The 16,995-nt window shown below is 55.5% G+C and carries 14 protein-coding genes; all 14 read left to right on the top strand.

What is annotated here, in order from left to right; all coding sequences use genetic code 11:
* Window position 1: 1 nt before the first annotated feature.
* The 14 genes from gmd to rfbA all read left to right on the top strand — a co-directional run bounded on the left by gmd (window position 2) and on the right by rfbA (window position 16,993).
* Window positions 2-1,123, top strand: coding sequence for a GDP-mannose 4,6-dehydratase (gene gmd, locus C1N69_RS14855; protein WP_025758730.1), 1,122 nt, complete (start codon window positions 2-4; stop codon window positions 1,121-1,123).
* 2 nt (window positions 1,124-1,125) lie between these two features.
* Window positions 1,126-2,091, top strand: a complete 966-nt coding sequence (fcl, locus tag C1N69_RS14850; RefSeq protein WP_059386426.1) for a GDP-L-fucose synthase — start codon at window positions 1,126-1,128, stop codon at window positions 2,089-2,091.
* A gap of 2 nt (window positions 2,092-2,093) precedes the next feature.
* A complete protein-coding gene (locus C1N69_RS14845) occupies window positions 2,094-2,573 on the top strand; it encodes a GDP-mannose mannosyl hydrolase (protein ID WP_072250627.1) in 480 nt (159 codons plus the stop codon).
* The gene (gene wcaI / locus C1N69_RS14840; protein WP_025758734.1) at window positions 2,570-3,793 is read left to right on the top strand and encodes a colanic acid biosynthesis fucosyltransferase WcaI; all 1,224 of its coding nucleotides are present in this window, start codon (window positions 2,570-2,572) and stop codon (window positions 3,791-3,793) included. Before C1N69_RS14845 ends, wcaI begins: the two co-directional genes overlap by 4 nt.
* A gap of 3 nt (window positions 3,794-3,796) precedes the next feature.
* Window positions 3,797-5,233, top strand: coding sequence for a mannose-1-phosphate guanyltransferase (gene cpsB, locus C1N69_RS14835; protein ID WP_155031458.1), 1,437 nt, complete (start codon window positions 3,797-3,799; stop codon window positions 5,231-5,233).
* A 109-nt stretch (window positions 5,234-5,342) separates the two neighbouring features.
* Window positions 5,343-6,713 (top strand): colanic acid biosynthesis phosphomannomutase CpsG, encoded by a 1,371-nt coding sequence (gene cpsG, locus C1N69_RS14830; RefSeq protein WP_045285624.1) that lies wholly within the window; start codon window positions 5,343-5,345, stop codon window positions 6,711-6,713.
* Window positions 6,714-6,836: 123 nt separating this feature from the next.
* Complete coding sequence (gene wcaJ / locus C1N69_RS14825; RefSeq protein ID WP_025758738.1) at window positions 6,837-8,231, top strand: undecaprenyl-phosphate glucose phosphotransferase; 1,395 nt, start codon at window positions 6,837-6,839, stop codon at window positions 8,229-8,231.
* A gap of 1 nt (window position 8,232) precedes the next feature.
* Window positions 8,233-9,711: a colanic acid undecaprenyl disphosphate flippase WzxC gene (wzxC, locus tag C1N69_RS14820; protein ID WP_045285625.1), complete on the top strand. Its 1,479-nt coding sequence runs from the start codon at window positions 8,233-8,235 to the stop codon at window positions 9,709-9,711.
* Between the two features lie 17 nt (window positions 9,712-9,728).
* Window positions 9,729-11,009 carry a colanic acid biosynthesis pyruvyl transferase WcaK gene (gene wcaK / locus C1N69_RS14815; protein WP_095450999.1) on the top strand — a complete coding sequence of 427 codons (1,281 nt, stop codon included), beginning with the start codon at window positions 9,729-9,731 and terminating at the stop codon, window positions 11,007-11,009.
* Window positions 11,006-12,226, top strand: a complete 1,221-nt coding sequence (wcaL, locus tag C1N69_RS14810; protein WP_094919006.1) for a colanic acid biosynthesis glycosyltransferase WcaL — start codon at window positions 11,006-11,008, stop codon at window positions 12,224-12,226. The genes wcaK and wcaL overlap by 4 nt, the downstream gene beginning before the upstream one ends.
* A gap of 12 nt (window positions 12,227-12,238) precedes the next feature.
* Complete coding sequence (wcaM, locus tag C1N69_RS14805; RefSeq protein WP_095451000.1) at window positions 12,239-13,630, top strand: colanic acid biosynthesis protein WcaM; 1,392 nt, start codon at window positions 12,239-12,241, stop codon at window positions 13,628-13,630.
* A 176-nt stretch (window positions 13,631-13,806) separates the two neighbouring features.
* Entirely contained in the window at window positions 13,807-14,703 is an 897-nt protein-coding gene (gene galF / locus C1N69_RS14800; RefSeq protein ID WP_155031457.1) for a GalU regulator GalF, read from the top strand.
* A 349-nt stretch (window positions 14,704-15,052) separates the two neighbouring features.
* Window positions 15,053-16,126, top strand: a complete 1,074-nt coding sequence (gene rfbB, locus C1N69_RS14795) for a dTDP-glucose 4,6-dehydratase (protein ID WP_095441731.1) — start codon at window positions 15,053-15,055, stop codon at window positions 16,124-16,126.
* Window positions 16,127-16,993: a glucose-1-phosphate thymidylyltransferase RfbA gene (gene rfbA, locus C1N69_RS14790; protein WP_047959046.1), complete on the top strand. Its 867-nt coding sequence runs from the start codon at window positions 16,127-16,129 to the stop codon at window positions 16,991-16,993.
* The last annotated feature ends 2 nt before the right edge of the window (window positions 16,994-16,995 follow it).

The raw sequence follows: 16,995 nt of genomic DNA, 5'->3' as shown, positions 1-16,995 counted from the left end.
CATGTCTAAAGTCGCTCTCATCACCGGCGTTACCGGGCAGGATGGTTCTTACCTGGCAGAGTTACTGCTGGAAAAAGGTTATGAAGTACACGGTATTAAACGTCGTGCGTCTTCTTTCAACACCGAACGTGTCGATCATATTTACCAGGATCCGCATGCGGCGAACCCGAAATTCCACCTGCACTACGGCGACCTGACCGATACCTCCAACCTGACCCGTATCCTGCAGGAAGTGCAGCCGGATGAAGTCTACAACCTGGGCGCGATGAGCCACGTTGCGGTCTCCTTCGAATCCCCGGAATACACTGCTGACGTGGATGCCATGGGTACGCTGCGTCTGCTGGAAGCCATTCGCTTCCTGGGTCTGGAGAAGAAAACCCGTTTCTACCAGGCATCCACCTCTGAGCTGTACGGCCTGGTGCAGGAAATCCCGCAGAAAGAGACCACGCCGTTCTACCCACGTTCTCCGTACGCGGTAGCAAAACTGTACGCCTACTGGATCACCGTCAACTACCGTGAATCCTACGGCATGTACGCCTGTAACGGCATTCTGTTCAACCACGAATCACCGCGCCGCGGCGAAACCTTCGTGACCCGCAAAATCACCCGCGCTATCGCCAACATCGCGCAGGGTCTGGAATCATGCCTGCACCTCGGCAACATGGACTCCCTGCGTGACTGGGGCCATGCCAAAGACTACGTGAAAATGCAGTGGATGATGCTGCAGCAGGACAAACCGGAAGACTTCGTGATTGCCACCGGCGTGCAGTACTCCGTACGTCAGTTCGTGGAAATGGCTGCCGCGCAGCTGGGTATCAAACTGCGCTTTGAAGGCACCGGCGTGGAAGAGAAGGGCATCGTGGTGTCCGTGACCGGTCACGACGCGCCGGGCGTGAAGCCAGGCGATGTGATTGTCCAGGTTGACCCGCGCTACTTCCGTCCTGCTGAAGTGGAAACCCTGCTGGGCGACCCAACCAAAGCGCACGAGAAACTGGGCTGGAAACCAGAAACCACTCTGCAGGAGATGGTCTCTGAGATGGTGGCCAAAGATCTTGAAGCAGCGAAAAAACACTCTCTGCTCAAGTCTCATGGCTACGAGGTTGCCATCGCGCTGGAGTCCTGAGAATGACAAAACAACGTATTTTTGTCGCCGGTCATCGCGGAATGGTGGGTTCCGCGATTGTTCGACAGCTGGAGCAGCGCGGTGACGTCGAGGTGATTGTCCGCACGCGTGACGAGCTGAACCTGCTCGACGGCCGTGCGGTACAGGACTTCTTTGCCAGCGAACGCATTGACCAGGTGTATCTGGCGGCGGCGAAGGTGGGCGGCATTGTTGCCAACAACACCTACCCGGCGGATTTCATCTACGAAAACATGATGATTGAGAGCAACATCATTCACGCGGCGCATCTGCACAACGTGAATAAGCTACTGTTCCTCGGCTCATCCTGTATTTACCCGAAAATGGCGAAGCAGCCGATCGCCGAAAGCGAGCTGCTGCAGGGCACACTGGAAGCGACCAACGAGCCGTACGCGATTGCCAAGATTGCCGGGATCAAGCTGTGCGAGTCCTACAACCGTCAGTACAACCGTGACTATCGTTCGGTGATGCCGACCAACCTGTACGGACCGCACGACAACTTCCACCCGAGCAACTCGCATGTGATCCCGGCGCTGCTGCGTCGTTTCCACGAGGCGACCGCCGAGAACGCGCCGGACGTGGTGGTGTGGGGCAGCGGCACGCCGATGCGTGAATTCCTGCACGTGGACGACATGGCTGCCGCCAGCATTCACGTGATGGAGCTGGATCGCGAAGTGTGGCAGGAGAACACCGAGCCGATGCTGTCGCACATCAACGTGGGCACCGGCGTGGACTGCACCATTCGCGAGCTGGCGCAAACCATCGCGCAGGTGGTGGGCTACAAAGGCCGCGTGGTGTTTGACGCCACCAAGCCGGACGGCACGCCGCGCAAACTGCTGGACGTGACCCGACTGCATCAGCTGGGCTGGTATCACGAGGTGTCACTGGAGCAGGGGCTGGCCAGTACCTACCAGTGGTTCCTGGAAAACCAGCATCGCTTCCGGGGGTAATGATGTTTTTAAGTCAGGAAGATTTTGCCACGGTGGTGCGTTCCACTCCGCTCATCTCAATTGATTTGATCGTGGAGAACGAACGCGGCGAGTTCTTGCTGGGGAAACGAACCAACCGTCCTGCACAGGGCTTCTGGTTCGTGCCCGGCGGGCGCGTGCAGAAGGATGAGACGTTGAGCGATGCGTTTGAGCGTCTCACTCTGGCGGAACTGGGCCTGCAGCTGCCGATGGCAGCGGGCCAGTTTTACGGGGTCTGGCAGCACTTCTATGACGATAACTTTTCGGGCACCGGGTTCACCACGCACTACATCGTGCTGGGGTTCCGCCTGAAGGTGAGTGAGGCAGACCTGCGTCTGCCTGATTCTCAGCATGACGACTACCGCTGGCAGACGCCAGAGGCGCTGCTGGCGAGCGACAATGTGCACGACAACAGCCGTGCCTATTTCCTTGCCGATCGTCAGTCTGAGGTGCCGGGCTTATGAAAATTTTGGTGTATGGAATCAACTACTCGCCGGAACTGACCGGTATCGGGAAATATACCGGCGAGATGGTCGAGTGGATGGCGAGCCAGGGACATGACGTGCGGGTCATTACCGCGCCGCCGTACTACCCGGAATGGAAAGTGGGGGAGCGCTACTCAAGCTGGCGCTACCGTCGCGAAGAGGGCGCGGCGACCGTCTGGCGCTGCCCGCTGTATGTGCCGAAGCAGCCCTCGACGCTGAAACGGCTGATTCACCTCGGCAGCTTTGCGCTGAGCAGCTTCTTCCCGCTGATGGCGCAGCGTCGCTGGAAGCCGGATCGCATCATCGGCGTGGTGCCGACGCTGTTTTGCACGCCGGGCATGCGCCTGCTGGGCAAACTCTCCGGCGCCCGCACCCTGCTGCACATTCAGGATTATGAAGTCGACGCCATGCTGGGCCTGGGGATGGCAGGCAAAAGCAAAGGCGGCAAGGTGGCGAAGCTCGCCAGCGCGTTTGAGCGCAGCGGTCTGCATAACGTCGATTATGTCTCGACCATTTCGCGCTCAATGATGAACAAGGCGCAGGAGAAGGGCGTCCCGGCCCAGAAGGTGATCTTCTTCCCGAACTGGTCCGAAGTGGCGCGTTTTCGCGACGTGACTGAGCAAGACGCCCAGACGTTACGTGCAGAGCTCGGTCTGCCTGATGATCAAAAAATCATTCTTTACTCAGGCAACATCGGCGAAAAGCAGGGGCTGGAGAACGTGATTGAAGCGGCTCAGCAGCTGAGCCAGCATCCATGGATGTTTGTGATTGTCGGGCAGGGCGGTGGGAAAGCGCGGCTGGAGAAGATGGCGAGCGAGCGCGGCCTGTCCAACGTGAAGTTCTTCCCGCTTCAGTCCTACGAGGCACTGCCTGCGCTGCTGAAGATGGGCGACTGCCATCTGGTGGTGCAAAAACGCGGCGCGGCGGATGCGGTGTTGCCGTCCAAGCTGACCAACATTCTGGCAGTGGGCGGTAACGCGGTGATTACGGCCGAAGCCGAAACCGAATTAGGCCAGCTGTGTGACAGCTACCCGGGGATTGCGGTGTGCGTGGAGCCGGAATCGGTCCCGGCGCTGGTCTCCGGCATTGAACAGGCACTTGCCATGCCAAAAGTAAACACGGTGGCACGTGAATATGCCGAACGCACGCTCGATAAAGAGAACGTGCTGAGCCAATTTATTGCAGATATACGGGGATAAATCATGAGTCAAACCACTTTGTATCCGGTTGTGATGGCTGGTGGCTCTGGTAGCCGGTTGTGGCCGCTGTCCCGCGTGCTCTATCCAAAACAGTTCCTCTGCCTGAAAGGGGATCTCACCATGCTGCAGACGACGGTAAACCGTCTGCAGGGCGTGGAGTGTGAAAGCCCGGTGGTGATTTGTAACGAACAGCACCGTTTTATTGTTGCCGAGCAGCTGCGCCAGCTGAACAAACTCACAGAAAATATCATTCTGGAGCCTGCCGGACGCAACACCGCACCCGCGATCGCTCTGGCGGCGCTGGCGGCAAAACGTAGCAGTCCGGATTGTGACCCGCTGATGCTGGTGCTGGCGGCAGACCATGTTATCCAGCAGGAAGAGGCCTTCCGCGACGCGGTTCGCGCGGCCATTCCTTACGCGGAAAGCGGCAAGCTGGTGACCTTCGGCATCGTGCCGGATCTGCCGGAAACCGGCTATGGCTATATTCGTCGCGGTAACGTAACGCCGGGCGAAGGCGACAGCGTGGCGTTCGACGTGGCGCAGTTCGTTGAGAAACCGAATCTTGAAACCGCGCAGGCCTACGTCGCCAGCGGGGAATATTACTGGAACAGCGGCATGTTCCTGTTCCGCGCCGGTCGCTATCTGGAGGAGTTGCAGAAATACCGTCCGGATATCCTGAGCGCCTGCGAAAAAGCCATGAACGTGGTGGATCCGGATCTTGATTTTATCCGCGTCGACGAAGCGGCTTTCCTCGCCTGCCCGGAAGAGTCTATTGACTACGCGGTCATGGAGCGCACGGCAGACGCCGTGGTGGTGCCGATGGATGCGGGCTGGAGCGATGTGGGCTCCTGGTCCTCTCTGTGGGAGATCAGCGCCCATACCCCGGAGGGTAACGTCCATCACGGTGATGTGATTAGCCACAAAACCGAGAACAGCTACGTCTACGCCGAATCCGGCCTGGTCACCACGGTCGGGGTGAAAGATCTTGTGGTAGTCCAGACGAAAGACGCCGTGCTGATTGCCAACCGTAACGCCGTGCAGGACGTTAAAAAAGTGGTGGAGAAGATCAAGGCGGATGGCCGACACGAACACCACATCCACCGAGAAGTGTACCGTCCGTGGGGCAAATACGACTCCATCGATGCGGGTGAGCGTTATCAGGTGAAACGCATCACCGTGAAACCGGGCGAGGGGTTGTCGGTGCAGATGCACCACCACCGCGCGGAGCACTGGGTGGTGGTGGCAGGTACGGCGAAAGTCACCATCGACGGTGAAGTGAAACTGCTGGGCGAAAATGAGTCCATCTATATTCCACTGGGGGCGACGCACTGTCTGGAGAACCCGGGGAAAATTCCTCTCGACTTAATTGAGGTGCGCTCCGGCTCGTATCTGGAAGAGGACGATATCGTGCGCTTCCAGGACCGCTACGGCCGGGTCTAGCACCGTCTTTAACGCCGGATGGCGCTTCGCTTATCCGGCCTACGAATGAATAAAAACAATTTTGCCTGTTAATCGGGCGGGCCAACTGTTGCCTGAAAAAGGGGTCATCATGGAAAAGTTAACCTGTTTTAAAGCCTACGATATTCGCGGCAAGCTGGGCGAAGAGTTGAATGAAGACATTGCGTGGCGCATTGGCCGCGCGTACGGCGAATATTTGAAGCCAAAAACCATCGTGCTGGGCGGCGACGTGCGTCTGACCAGTGAATCCCTGAAGCTGGCCCTGGCGAAAGGGCTGCAGGACGCGGGGGTGGACGTGCTGGACATCGGCCTGTCCGGGACCGAAGAGATCTATTTTGCCACCTTCCACCTCGGCGTGGACGGCGGGATCGAAGTCACCGCCAGCCATAACCCGATGGATTACAACGGCATGAAGCTGGTGCGCAAGGGTGCGCGTCCTATCAGCGGCGACACCGGACTGCGCGACGTGCAGCGTCTGGCGGAAGCTAACGATTTCCCGCCGGTGAACGAGGCGAAGCGCGGTAGCTACAAAAAAATCAACCTGCAGAAAGAGTACATCGACCACCTGCTGGGCTACATCAACGTGGCAAACCTGAAGCCGCTGAAGCTGGTGATTAACTCCGGTAACGGCGCGGCCGGCCCGGTGGTGGATGCCCTGGAAGCCCGCTTTAAAGCGCTTAACGTGCCGGTGACGTTCGTCAAAGTGCACAACACACCGGACGGCAACTTCCCGAACGGTATTCCTAACCCGCTGCTGCCGGAGTGCCGCGACGACACCCGTAACGCGGTCATCGAGCATGGCGCGGATATGGGGATCGCCTTTGACGGCGATTTCGACCGCTGCTTCCTGTTCGACGAGAAAGGCCAGTTCATCGAAGGCTACTACATTGTCGGCCTGCTGGCGGAAGCGTTCCTTGAGAAAAACCCTGGCGCGAAAATCATTCATGACCCGCGTCTGTCCTGGAACACCGTTGACGTGGTGTCTGCCGCAGGCGGCACGCCTGTGATGTCCAAAACCGGCCACGCCTTTATTAAAGAACGCATGCGCGAAGAAGACGCCATCTACGGCGGCGAGATGAGCGCCCACCACTACTTCCGTGATTTCGCCTACTGCGACAGCGGGATGATCCCGTGGCTGCTGGTGACCGAGCTGCTGTGCCTGAAGGGGAAAACCCTCGGCGAGCTGGTACGCGACCGCATGGCCGCGTTCCCGGCGAGCGGAGAGATCAACAGCAAGCTGGCGCAGCCTGCCGAGGCCATTGCCCGCGTGGAGCAGCACTTTGCCATTCACGCGCTGGAAATTGACCGTACCGACGGCATCAGCATGGCGTTCCCGCAGTGGCGCTTTAACCTGCGCTCGTCCAATACCGAGCCGGTGGTGCGCCTGAACGTGGAATCTCGCGCCGACACCGCGCTGATGGAAGCCCGAACGAAGGACATTCTGGCGCTGTTGAATCAGTAATACGAAACCTTACCCCTCACCCTAACCCTCTCCCCAAAGGGGAGAGGGAACTTGAACACCCTCTCCCCTTTGGGGAGAGGGCCGGGGTGAGGGGTGAAGTGTGGGTTGAATAAAGGAACAACGATGACGAATCTAAAAAAACGCGAACGAGCGAGAACGAATGCATCGTTAATCTCTATGGTGCAGCGTTTTTCTGATATCACCATCATGGTCGGTGGATTGTGGGCGGTGTGTCGGATCAGCGGGCAATCGTTCTTATACATGCATCTGCTGATGGCACTGATTGCGCTGGTTGTGTTTCAGATGATCGGCGGGATGACGGATTTCTATCGTTCGTGGCGTGGCGTCAAAATGACCACCGAACTGATGCTGTTGCTGCAGAACTGGACCTTAAGCCTGATCTTCAGCGCGGGCCTGGTGGCGTTCAGCCATGATTTTGATAATCGTCTGGTGACCTATCTCTGCTGGTATCTGGTGACCAGCGTCGGCATGGTGGTTTGTCGCTCCCTGATCCGCTTCGGCGCGGGCTGGCTGCGTAACCGGGGCTATAACCGTCGCTTCGTTGCCGTAGCAGGGGATTTGCCGGTCGGGCAGGTGCTGCTCGACAGCTTCCGCAAAGAGCCGTGGTTAGGGTTTGAAGTGGTCGGGATTTATCACGACGCGAAGCCGGGCGGCGTGCCTGCGGACTGGGCGGGCAACTACGAACAGCTGATTGACGATGCCAAAGCGGGCAAAATTCACAACGTTTACATCGCCATGCAGATGAAAGACGAATCCCGCATTAAGCAACTGATGCGCGAGCTGGCGGATACCACCTGCTCGGTGATCCTGATCCCGGACGTGTTTACCTTCAACATCCTTCACTCCCGCATTGAAGAGGTGAACGGCGTGCCGGTGGTACCGCTGTACGACACGCCACTGTCAGGGATTAACCGCGTGCTGAAGCGTCTGGAAGATATCGTGCTCTCTTCACTGATCCTTCTGCTGATCTCCCCGGTGCTGTGCTGCATTGCCCTGGCGGTGAAGCTGAGCTCTCCCGGGCCGGTTATCTTCCGCCAGACCCGCTACGGCATGGACGGTAAGCCCATTATGGTGTGGAAATTCCGCTCCATGAAGGTGATGGAGAACGACAAAGTGGTGACCCAGGCCACGCAGAACGATCCGCGCGTGACCCGCGTGGGGAACTTCCTGCGCCGTACCTCGCTGGATGAACTCCCGCAGTTTATCAACGTCTTTACCGGCGGCATGTCGATTGTCGGACCTCGTCCCCATGCGGTTGCCCACAACGAACAGTACCGCTCGCTGATTGAAGGCTACATGCTGCGCCATAAAGTGAAGCCAGGCATCACCGGCTGGGCGCAGATCAACGGCTGGCGCGGTGAAACCGACACGCTGGAAAAAATGGAAAAACGCATTGAATTCGACCTGGAGTACATCCGTGAGTGGAGCCTCTGGTTTGATATCAAGATTGTTTTTCTGACCATCTTTAAAGGTTTCGTGAACAAAGCGGCGTACTAAGATGAGCTTACGTGAAAAAACCATCAGCGGCGCCAAGTGGTCAGCGATGGCGACCATCGTCATCATTGGCCTCGGCCTGGTGCAGATGACCGTGCTGGCGCGCATTATCGATAACCACCAGTTCGGCCTGCTGACCGTTTCGCTGGTGATTATCGCGCTGGCCGATACGCTGTCTGATTTTGGTATCGCCAACTCGATTATCCAGCGCAAAGAGATTAGCCATCTGGAGCTGACCACGCTCTACTGGCTGAACGTCGGACTGGGGATTTTCGTGTTTGTGCTGGTGTTCCTGCTGAGCGATACCATCGCCAGCGTGCTGCACAACCCGGATCTGGCACCGCTGATGCGTACGCTGTCGTTTGCTTTCGTGGTGATCCCCCACGGGCAGCAGTTCCGCGCGCTGATGCAGAAAGAGCTGGAGTTCAACAAGATCGGCATGATCGAGACCAGCGCCGTGCTGGCGGGCTTTACCTTCACCGTGGTGAGCGCCCATTTCTGGCCGCTGGCCATGACCGCCATTCTGGGGTATCTGGTTAACTCTGCCGTGCGCACGCTGCTGTTCGGCTATTTTGGCCGCAAGATCTACCGTCCGGGGCTGCATTTTTCACTGGCGTCCGTCTCCTCCAACCTGCGTTTTGGCGCATGGCTGACGGCAGACAGCATCATCAACTATGTGAACACCAATCTCTCCACGCTGGTGCTGGCCCGTATTCTCGGGGCGAGCGTCGCGGGGGGCTACAACCTGGCCTACAACGTTGCGGTCGTCCCGCCGATGAAGCTGAACCCGATTATTACTCGCGTGCTGTTCCCGGCGTTCGCCAAGATTCAGGACGACACCGAGAAGCTGCGGGTCAATTTCTACAAGCTGCTTTCCGTGGTCGGGATTATCAACTTCCCGGTGTTGCTGGGGCTGATGGTGGTTTCCAGCAATTTCGTGCCGCTGGTGTTTGGTGAAAAATGGAACGGTATTATCCCGATCCTGCAGCTGCTGTGCGTGGTGGGGCTGCTGCGCTCCGTGGGGAATCCGATCGGGTCTCTGCTGATGGCAAAAGCGCGCGTGGATATCAGCTTTAAGTTCAACGTCTTTAAAACCTTCCTGTTTATTCCGGCAATCATCGTCGGTGGACACATGGCGGGCGCCATCGGCGTCACGCTTGGCTTCCTGCTGGTGCAGGTCGTCAACACCGTGCTGAGCTACTTCATCATGATCAAGCCGGTGCTGGGCTCCAGCTACCGTCAGTACATCCTGAGCCTGTGGCTGCCGTTCTATCTCTCCCTGCCGACCCTGGCGGTGAGCTACGGCCTGGGCATGATCCTGACCGGTCATCTGCCGCTGGCGGCGCTGCTGGCGGTGCAGGTTGCCGCGGGCGCGCTGGCATTCGTCGTGATGATTGTGCTGTCACGCAATGCGCTGGTGGTGGAGATGAAGCGCCAGTTTTGCCGTAACGAAAAAATGAAAACGCTGCTTCGCGCAGGCTAGTTATTTAAGAGGCCATTATGAAATTATTAATTCTTGGCAACCATACCTGCGGCAACCGTGGCGACAGCGCCATCCTGCGCGGTTTACTGGATGCGATTAACACCCTTAAGCCTGAGACCGAAGTGGACGTGATGAGCCGTTATCCGGTCAGCTCATCCTGGTTACTCAATCGCCCGGTGATGGGCGACCCGCTCTACAGCCAGATGAAACAGCATAACAACGCCGCAGGCGTGATGGGGCGCGTGAAGAAAGTGCTGCGTCGTCGCTACCAGCACCAGGTGCTGCTTTCCCGGGTGACCGATACCGGCAAGCTGCGCAACATCGCTATCGCCCAGGGCTTTACCGATTTCGTTCGTCTGCTGTCGGGCTATGACGCGATTATTCAGGTCGGGGGGTCGTTCTTCGTCGATCTGTACGGTGTACCGCAGTTTGAACATGCGCTGTGTACGTTCATGGCGAAAAAGCCGCTGTTTATGATTGGTCACAGCGTGGGGCCGTTCCAGGATCCGCAGTTTAACCAGCTGGCAAACTACGTTTTCGGCCACTGCGATGCCCTGATCCTGCGCGAGTCAGTCAGTCTTGAAATGATGAAGCGCAGCGAGATCGACACCTCCAAAGTGGAGCACGGCGTGGACACGGCCTGGCTGGTGGATCATCAGGAGGAGAGCTTCCAGGCAAGCTACGCGGTGCAGCACTGGCTGGACGTGGCGGCGCAACAGAAAACCGTTGCGATTACCCTGCGCGAGCTGGCCCCCTTCGATAAACGTTTAGGTACCACGCAGGCGGCATATGAGAAAGCGTTCGCTGACGTGGTGAACCGCGTGCTGGACAGCGGATATCAGGTGCTGGCGCTCTCCACCTGCACCGGTATCGACAGCTATAACAAAGACGACCGCATGGTGGCGCTCAACCTGCGCAACCTGGTCAATGACCCGTCCCGCTATCACGTGGTGATGGACGAACTGAATGACCTCGAGATGGGCAAGCTGCTCTCCGCCTGCGACCTGACGGTGGGCACTCGTCTGCACTCGGCGATTATCTCCATGAACTTCGGTACGCCGGCGATTGCCATTAACTATGAGCACAAGTCCGCCGGGATCATGCAGCAGCTCGGTATGCCGGAAATGGCCGTGGATATCCGTCATCTGCTGGATGGCTCGCTCGGTGCGATGGTCGGGGATACGCTGGGTCAGTTGCCTGCCATCAATGAACGCCTGGCCGTGGCGGTGAAAGCCGAGCGCGAGAAGGGGATGGGGATGGTGAAATCGGTACTCGATCGCGTCCGGGAGGGGAAATGAAGGTTGGTTTCTTCTTACTGAAATTTCCGCTGTCGTCTGAAACCTTTGTTCTGAACCAAATCACCGCGTTTATCGATATGGGATATGACGTGGAGATTATCGCCCTGCAAAAGGGCGATACCCAAAACACCCATGCGGCGTATACCCAGTACGGGCTGGAGGCGAAAACCCGCTGGCTGCAGGATGAGCCGTCCGGGAAGCTGAGCAAACTGCGCCACCGGGCCAGCCAGACCTTACGTGGGATCCATCGCCCGTCGACCTGGCGAGCGCTGAATATTTCCCGCTATGGCGCGGAGTCGCGCAATCTGATCCTGTCGGCCATTTGCGGGCAAACGGCACAGCCGTATCGTGCGGATGTGTTTATCGCCCACTTTGGCCCGGCGGGGGTCACCGCCGCGAAACTGCGCGAACTGGGGGTGATCGACGGTAAAATCGCGACCATTTTCCACGGCATTGACATCTCCAGCCGTGAAGTGCTGAACCACTACACCCCGGAGTATCAGCAGCTTTTCCGCCGCGGCGACATGATGCTGCCCATCAGCGAGCTGTGGGCCGGGCGCCTTAAAAACATGGGCTGCCCGGGAGAGAAAATTGCCGTTTCGCGCATGGGTGTGGATTTAACGCGCTTTACCCGCCGTCCGGTGAAGGTGCCGGGCAAACCGCTGCAAATTATCTCCGTTGCTCGCCTGACCGAGAAAAAAGGGCTGCATGTGGCGATTGAAGCCTGCCGCCAGCTGAAGGCGCGCGGGGTGGATTTCCACTATCGCATTCTCGGGATTGGCCCGTGGGAGCGTCGTCTGCGCACGCTTATCGAACAATATCAGCTTGAGGATGTTGTCGAGATGCCGGGCTTCAAGCCGAGCCACGAGGTCAAGGCGATGCTCGATGAGGCGGACGTCTTCCTGTTGCCGTCCGTAACGGGCACCGATGGCGATATGGAAGGCATCCCGGTAGCGCTGATGGAGGCGATGGCCGTCGGTATTCCGGTGGTATCGACCCTGCACAGCGGGATCCCGGAGCTTATCCAGTCTGACTATTCCGGCTGGCTGGTGCCGGAAAATAACGCCATGGCGCTGGCCGACCGCTTAGCCGCATTTAGCGACATCGACCAGCAGGCGCTGGAGCCCGTGCTCCACAATGCCCGACAAAAAGTCGAGGCAGATTTTAACCAGCAGGTGATCAATCGTCAGTTAGCGAGCCTGCTGCAAACGTTGTAACGCCGAGGTTGTATGCTGAAAAAGATTACCCGACGCACTTTTGTCTCTTCTCTTTCCGCGCTGGCGGCCACGCCGCTGCTCTCCACCCGCCTCGCGCGGGCGGCAGGCGGAAGAACGGTTTCTGTTAATCAGTACAATAACAACGACTGGATCGCCGCGTTTAAGCAGGCATTTACCGAAGGGGACACGGTTGTGGTCCCCGCAGGACTGACCTGCGAAAACATCAATACCGGCATTTTCATTCCTGACGGGAAAACGCTGCTGATCCGCGGGGCGTTAACCGGCAACGGACGGGGCCGCTTTGTCCTGCAGGAGGGCAGTAAGGTCATTGGCGAGGGCGAGGGACGCACGGAAAATATCACCCTGGACGTTCGCGGCTCTGACTGTGCTATCAAAGGACTCGCGATGAGCGGGTTTGGTCCGGTGACGCAGATCTACATCGGCGGTAAGAAGCCCAGCGTGATGCGCAATCTGGTGATTGATAACATCCGCGTCAGCCAGGCCAACTATGCCATTCTGCGCCAGGGTTTCCATAATCAGGTGGACGGCGCCCGCATCACCAACAGCAAATTCAGCCATTTGCAGGGGGATGCGATCGAGTGGAACGTCGCCATCAACGACCGCAATATCCTGATTTCTGACCATGTGATCGACAACATCAACTGCACCAACGGCAAGATCAACTGGGGCATTGGCATTGGTCTTGCCGGAAGTACCTACGATAACGACTATCCTGAGAAGCAAACCGTTAAGAACTTCGTGGTGGCCAACATCACTGGCAGCAACTGTCGTCAGCTGGTGCACGTCGAAAACGGAAAACATTTTGTTATCCGCAATATAAAGGCCAAAAATATCACCCCTGACTTCAGTAAAAAGGCGGGAATTGATAACGCCACGGTAGCGATTTATGGCTGTGATAACTTCATTATTGATAATGTCGACATGGTCAATAGCGCCGGCATGTTAATCGGTTATGGGGTGATAAAGGGCGATTATTTGTCCATTCCACAGAACTTCAAACTCAACAATATCCATCTCGATAATCGCCAGCTTGCGTATAAGCTGCGCGGAATACAAATTTCATCCGGTAACGCGACGTCATTTGTGGCGATTACCAACGTTGAGATGCAGCGTGCCACTCTGGAGCTGCACAATAAGCCCCAGCATCTTTTTATGCGCAATATCAATGTGATGCAGGAAGCCGCAGTGGGCCCGGCCCTGAAGATCAATTTCGACCTGCGTAAGGACGTGCGGGGGAAATTCATGGCGAGAGACGAGACGCTGCTGTCACTGGCGAACATTAAAGCAGTGAATGAGAAAGGACAAAGTTCGGTGGATATTGACCGGGTCGATCAGCAGGTGGTGAATACCGAACGGCTGAATTTTGCGCTTCCGCACAGATAATCGACAAGCGTCAGTTTTGAGACTATTCCTGGTACGAAATTGTGATCGAATCAGATTACAACTACAGAAATTAGTGTGGTCAGGGCGTAACATTACCCTAGAATTACGGCAAATCATGCTGGCGAAAACAGGTTTAAGAGCTATAATTCGTCAACCATTTTAAGGTGGAAGATATAATGATTAATTTGAAAGCAGTCATTCCGGTAGCAGGCCTGGGCATGCATATGCTGCCAGCCACAAAAGCCATTCCAAAAGAGATGCTGCCGATCGTCGACAAGCCAATGATTCAGTACATTGTCGACGAGATTGTTGCTGCAGGGATCAAAGAAATCGTCCTGGTTACCCATTCTTCAAAGAATGCGGTAGAAAACCATTTCGACACCTCTTACGAACTCGAAGCGTTGCTTGAGCAGCGCGTCAAACGCCAGCTGCTGGCGGAAGTACAGTCTATTTGTCCTCCAGGCGTGACCATCATGAACGTGCGCCAGGCACAGCCGCTGGGTCTGGGTCACTCTATTCTCTGTGCCCGTCCGGTTGTGGGTGATAACCCATTCATCGTGGTGCTGCCGGATATCATCATTGATACCGCTTCTGCCGACCCGCTGCGTTACAACCTGGCGGCCATGGTGGCACGTTTCAATGAAACGGGTCGTAGCCAGGTGCTGGCGAAACGCATGAAAGGCGATCTCTCCGAGTACTCTGTTATCCAGACCAAAGAAGCGCTGGAGACGGAAGGGCAGGTGAGCCGCATTGTGGAATTCATCGAAAAACCGGATCAGCCACAGACGCTGGACTCAGACCTGATGGCGGTTGGCCGCTATGTTCTGAACGCGGATATCTGGGCCGAGCTGGAGAAAACCGAGCCAGGTGCCTGGAACCGTATTCAGCTCACCGACGCGATTGCCGAGCTGGCGAAAAAGCAGTCTGTTGACGCGATGCTGATGACCGGTGAGAGCTACGACTGCGGTAAAAAGCTGGGCTATATGCAGGCGTTTGTGAACTATGGGCTGCGTAACCTGAAGGAAGGGGCGAAGTTCAGAAGCCGGATTGAGAAGCTGCTGGCAAACGACTGATATTTCGTAACTGATTTAAGTAAGCGGCAGTTATCATTGGGTATGTGACAGCATAACCAAAATGATAACTGCCGTTTTTTGTTATTAATTCTAATAATAACATGGATTTATCTGATTCAAATCTCTCCAGATTTGTAACGATTTGTGCTTGTTTCTGAGGTCGTTTAGGACGACAATTAACGCCAGTTTTTGTCTGATTCCAGACAAAATACCCAATTTCAAATTTCGCTCAGTGCACTGGTAGCTGTTAAGCCAGGGGCGGTAGCGTGCATAATTTCTGCGATCGCAATTAAACAGACGGTTTCAGAGCGCCAGTATCTCGACATATTTAATAGACGGAACAGATAACGTGAAAATTCTTGTGACGGGCGGGGCCGGCTTTATCGGCTCAGCAGTTGTGCGGCATATTATTAAAAATACCCAGGACGAAGTCGTCAACGTGGATAAACTGACGTATGCCGGAAACCTCGAGTCGCTTACCGAAGTCAGCGATAGCGATCGATATGCTTTTGAGCATGCGGATATCTGTGACAAGACGGCTATGGATCGTATTTTTGCTGAGCACAAACCCGATGCGGTAATGCACCTGGCAGCGGAAAGCCATGTTGATCGTTCCATTACCGGCCCTGCTGCGTTTATTGAAACCAATATCGTGGGCACCTATGTGCTTCTGGAAGCGGCTCGCGCGTACTGGTCAACTCTGGATGATAACGCGAAGAAAGCATTCCGTTTCCATCATATCTCGACCGATGAAGTTTACGGTGATTTGCCTCATCCTGATGAACATCCGGCTGGAAGCGATTTGCCGCTGTTTACTGAAACGACGGCCTATGCGCCAAGTAGCCCGTACTCTGCTTCGAAGGCCTCAAGCGATCATCTGGTTCGTGCCTGGCTGCGTACTTATGGCTTCCCGACCATCGTCACTAACTGCTCTAATAACTACGGCCCGTACCATTTCCCTGAGAAACTGATTCCGCTGGTTATTTTGAATGCGCTGGACGGTAAAGCCCTGCCGATTTACGGCAAAGGCGACCAGATCCGTGACTGGCTGTATGTGGAAGATCACGCGCGTGCGTTGTATACCGTTGTTACCCAGGGTAAACCAGGGGAGACCTATAACATCGGTGGTCATAACGAGAAGAAAAACCTCGAGGTGGTTCATACCATTTGCGATCTTCTGGATGAAATTGTCCCTAAAGAGGGTTCTTATCGCGACCAGATAACGTATGTTGCGGATCGTCCAGGCCACGATCGCCGCTATGCTATTGACGCACATAAGATTGCCGCTGAGCTGGGTTGGAAGCCTGCTGAAACTTTTGAAAGTGGCATTCGTAAGACTGTGGAATGGTATCTGAATAATAAAAAATGGTGTAATCGAGTGCAGGATGGAAGTTATCAACGTGAGCGTCTGGGGTTAGTATAAATGAAAGGTATTATTTTAGCGGGTGGATCCGGAACCAGACTCTATCCTATTACGATGGGTGTCTCGAAGCAGTTATTACCTATTTATGATAAACCGATGATCTATTATCCATTATCGGTTTTAATGCTTGCAGGTATAAGAGATATTTTAATAATTACCACCCCGGAAGATCAGGAAGGATTTATCCGTCTTCTCGGCGATGGTTCAAATCTCGGTTTGAACCTGCAGTATGCTATTCAACCTTCTCCTGATGGGCTTGCTCAGGCGTTTATTATTGGCGAAGAGTTCATCGGCAACGATTCTGTTTGTCTGGTTTTGGGAGACAACATTTTCTATGGTCAGGGGTTCTCGCCAAAATTAAAAGAGGCTGCTGTTCGGGCAACGACAAAAGCAACAGTTTTTGGTTATCAGGTAAAAGACCCAGAGCGATTTGGCGTTGTCGAATTTGATGAAAATCGTAATGTCCTCTCGATAGAAGAAAAACCAGCTAAACCTAAAAGTAATTATGCCGTGACGGGTCTGTATTTTTATACAAATGAAGTCGTGGAATTTGCAAAAAAAGTTAAACCCTCTGAACGAGGTGAGCTGGAAATCACTTCTATCAACCAAATGTACCTTGAGAAGGGCGATCTGGTTGTTGAGATGCTGGGTCGTGGCTTTGCCTGGCTGGATACCGGAACTCATGAAAGCCTTTTGCAGGCAGCACAGTTTGTTGAAACTATCGAAGTCCGACAGGGCTTTAAAGTCGCATGTCTGGAAGAGATTGCGTATAACAACGGGTGGCTGGCAAAAGAAGACGTGCTGAAGCAGGCGGCCTTAATGTCAAAAAATGGTTATGGTCAGTATCTTTCTCAACTTATTAAGTAATA

It is taken from the genome of Enterobacter sichuanensis, assembly GCF_009036245.1.
In the GTDB taxonomy this organism is placed as follows: domain Bacteria; phylum Pseudomonadota; class Gammaproteobacteria; order Enterobacterales; family Enterobacteriaceae; genus Enterobacter; species Enterobacter sichuanensis.
This window is presented reverse-complemented; position numbering and strand designations above follow the sequence as displayed.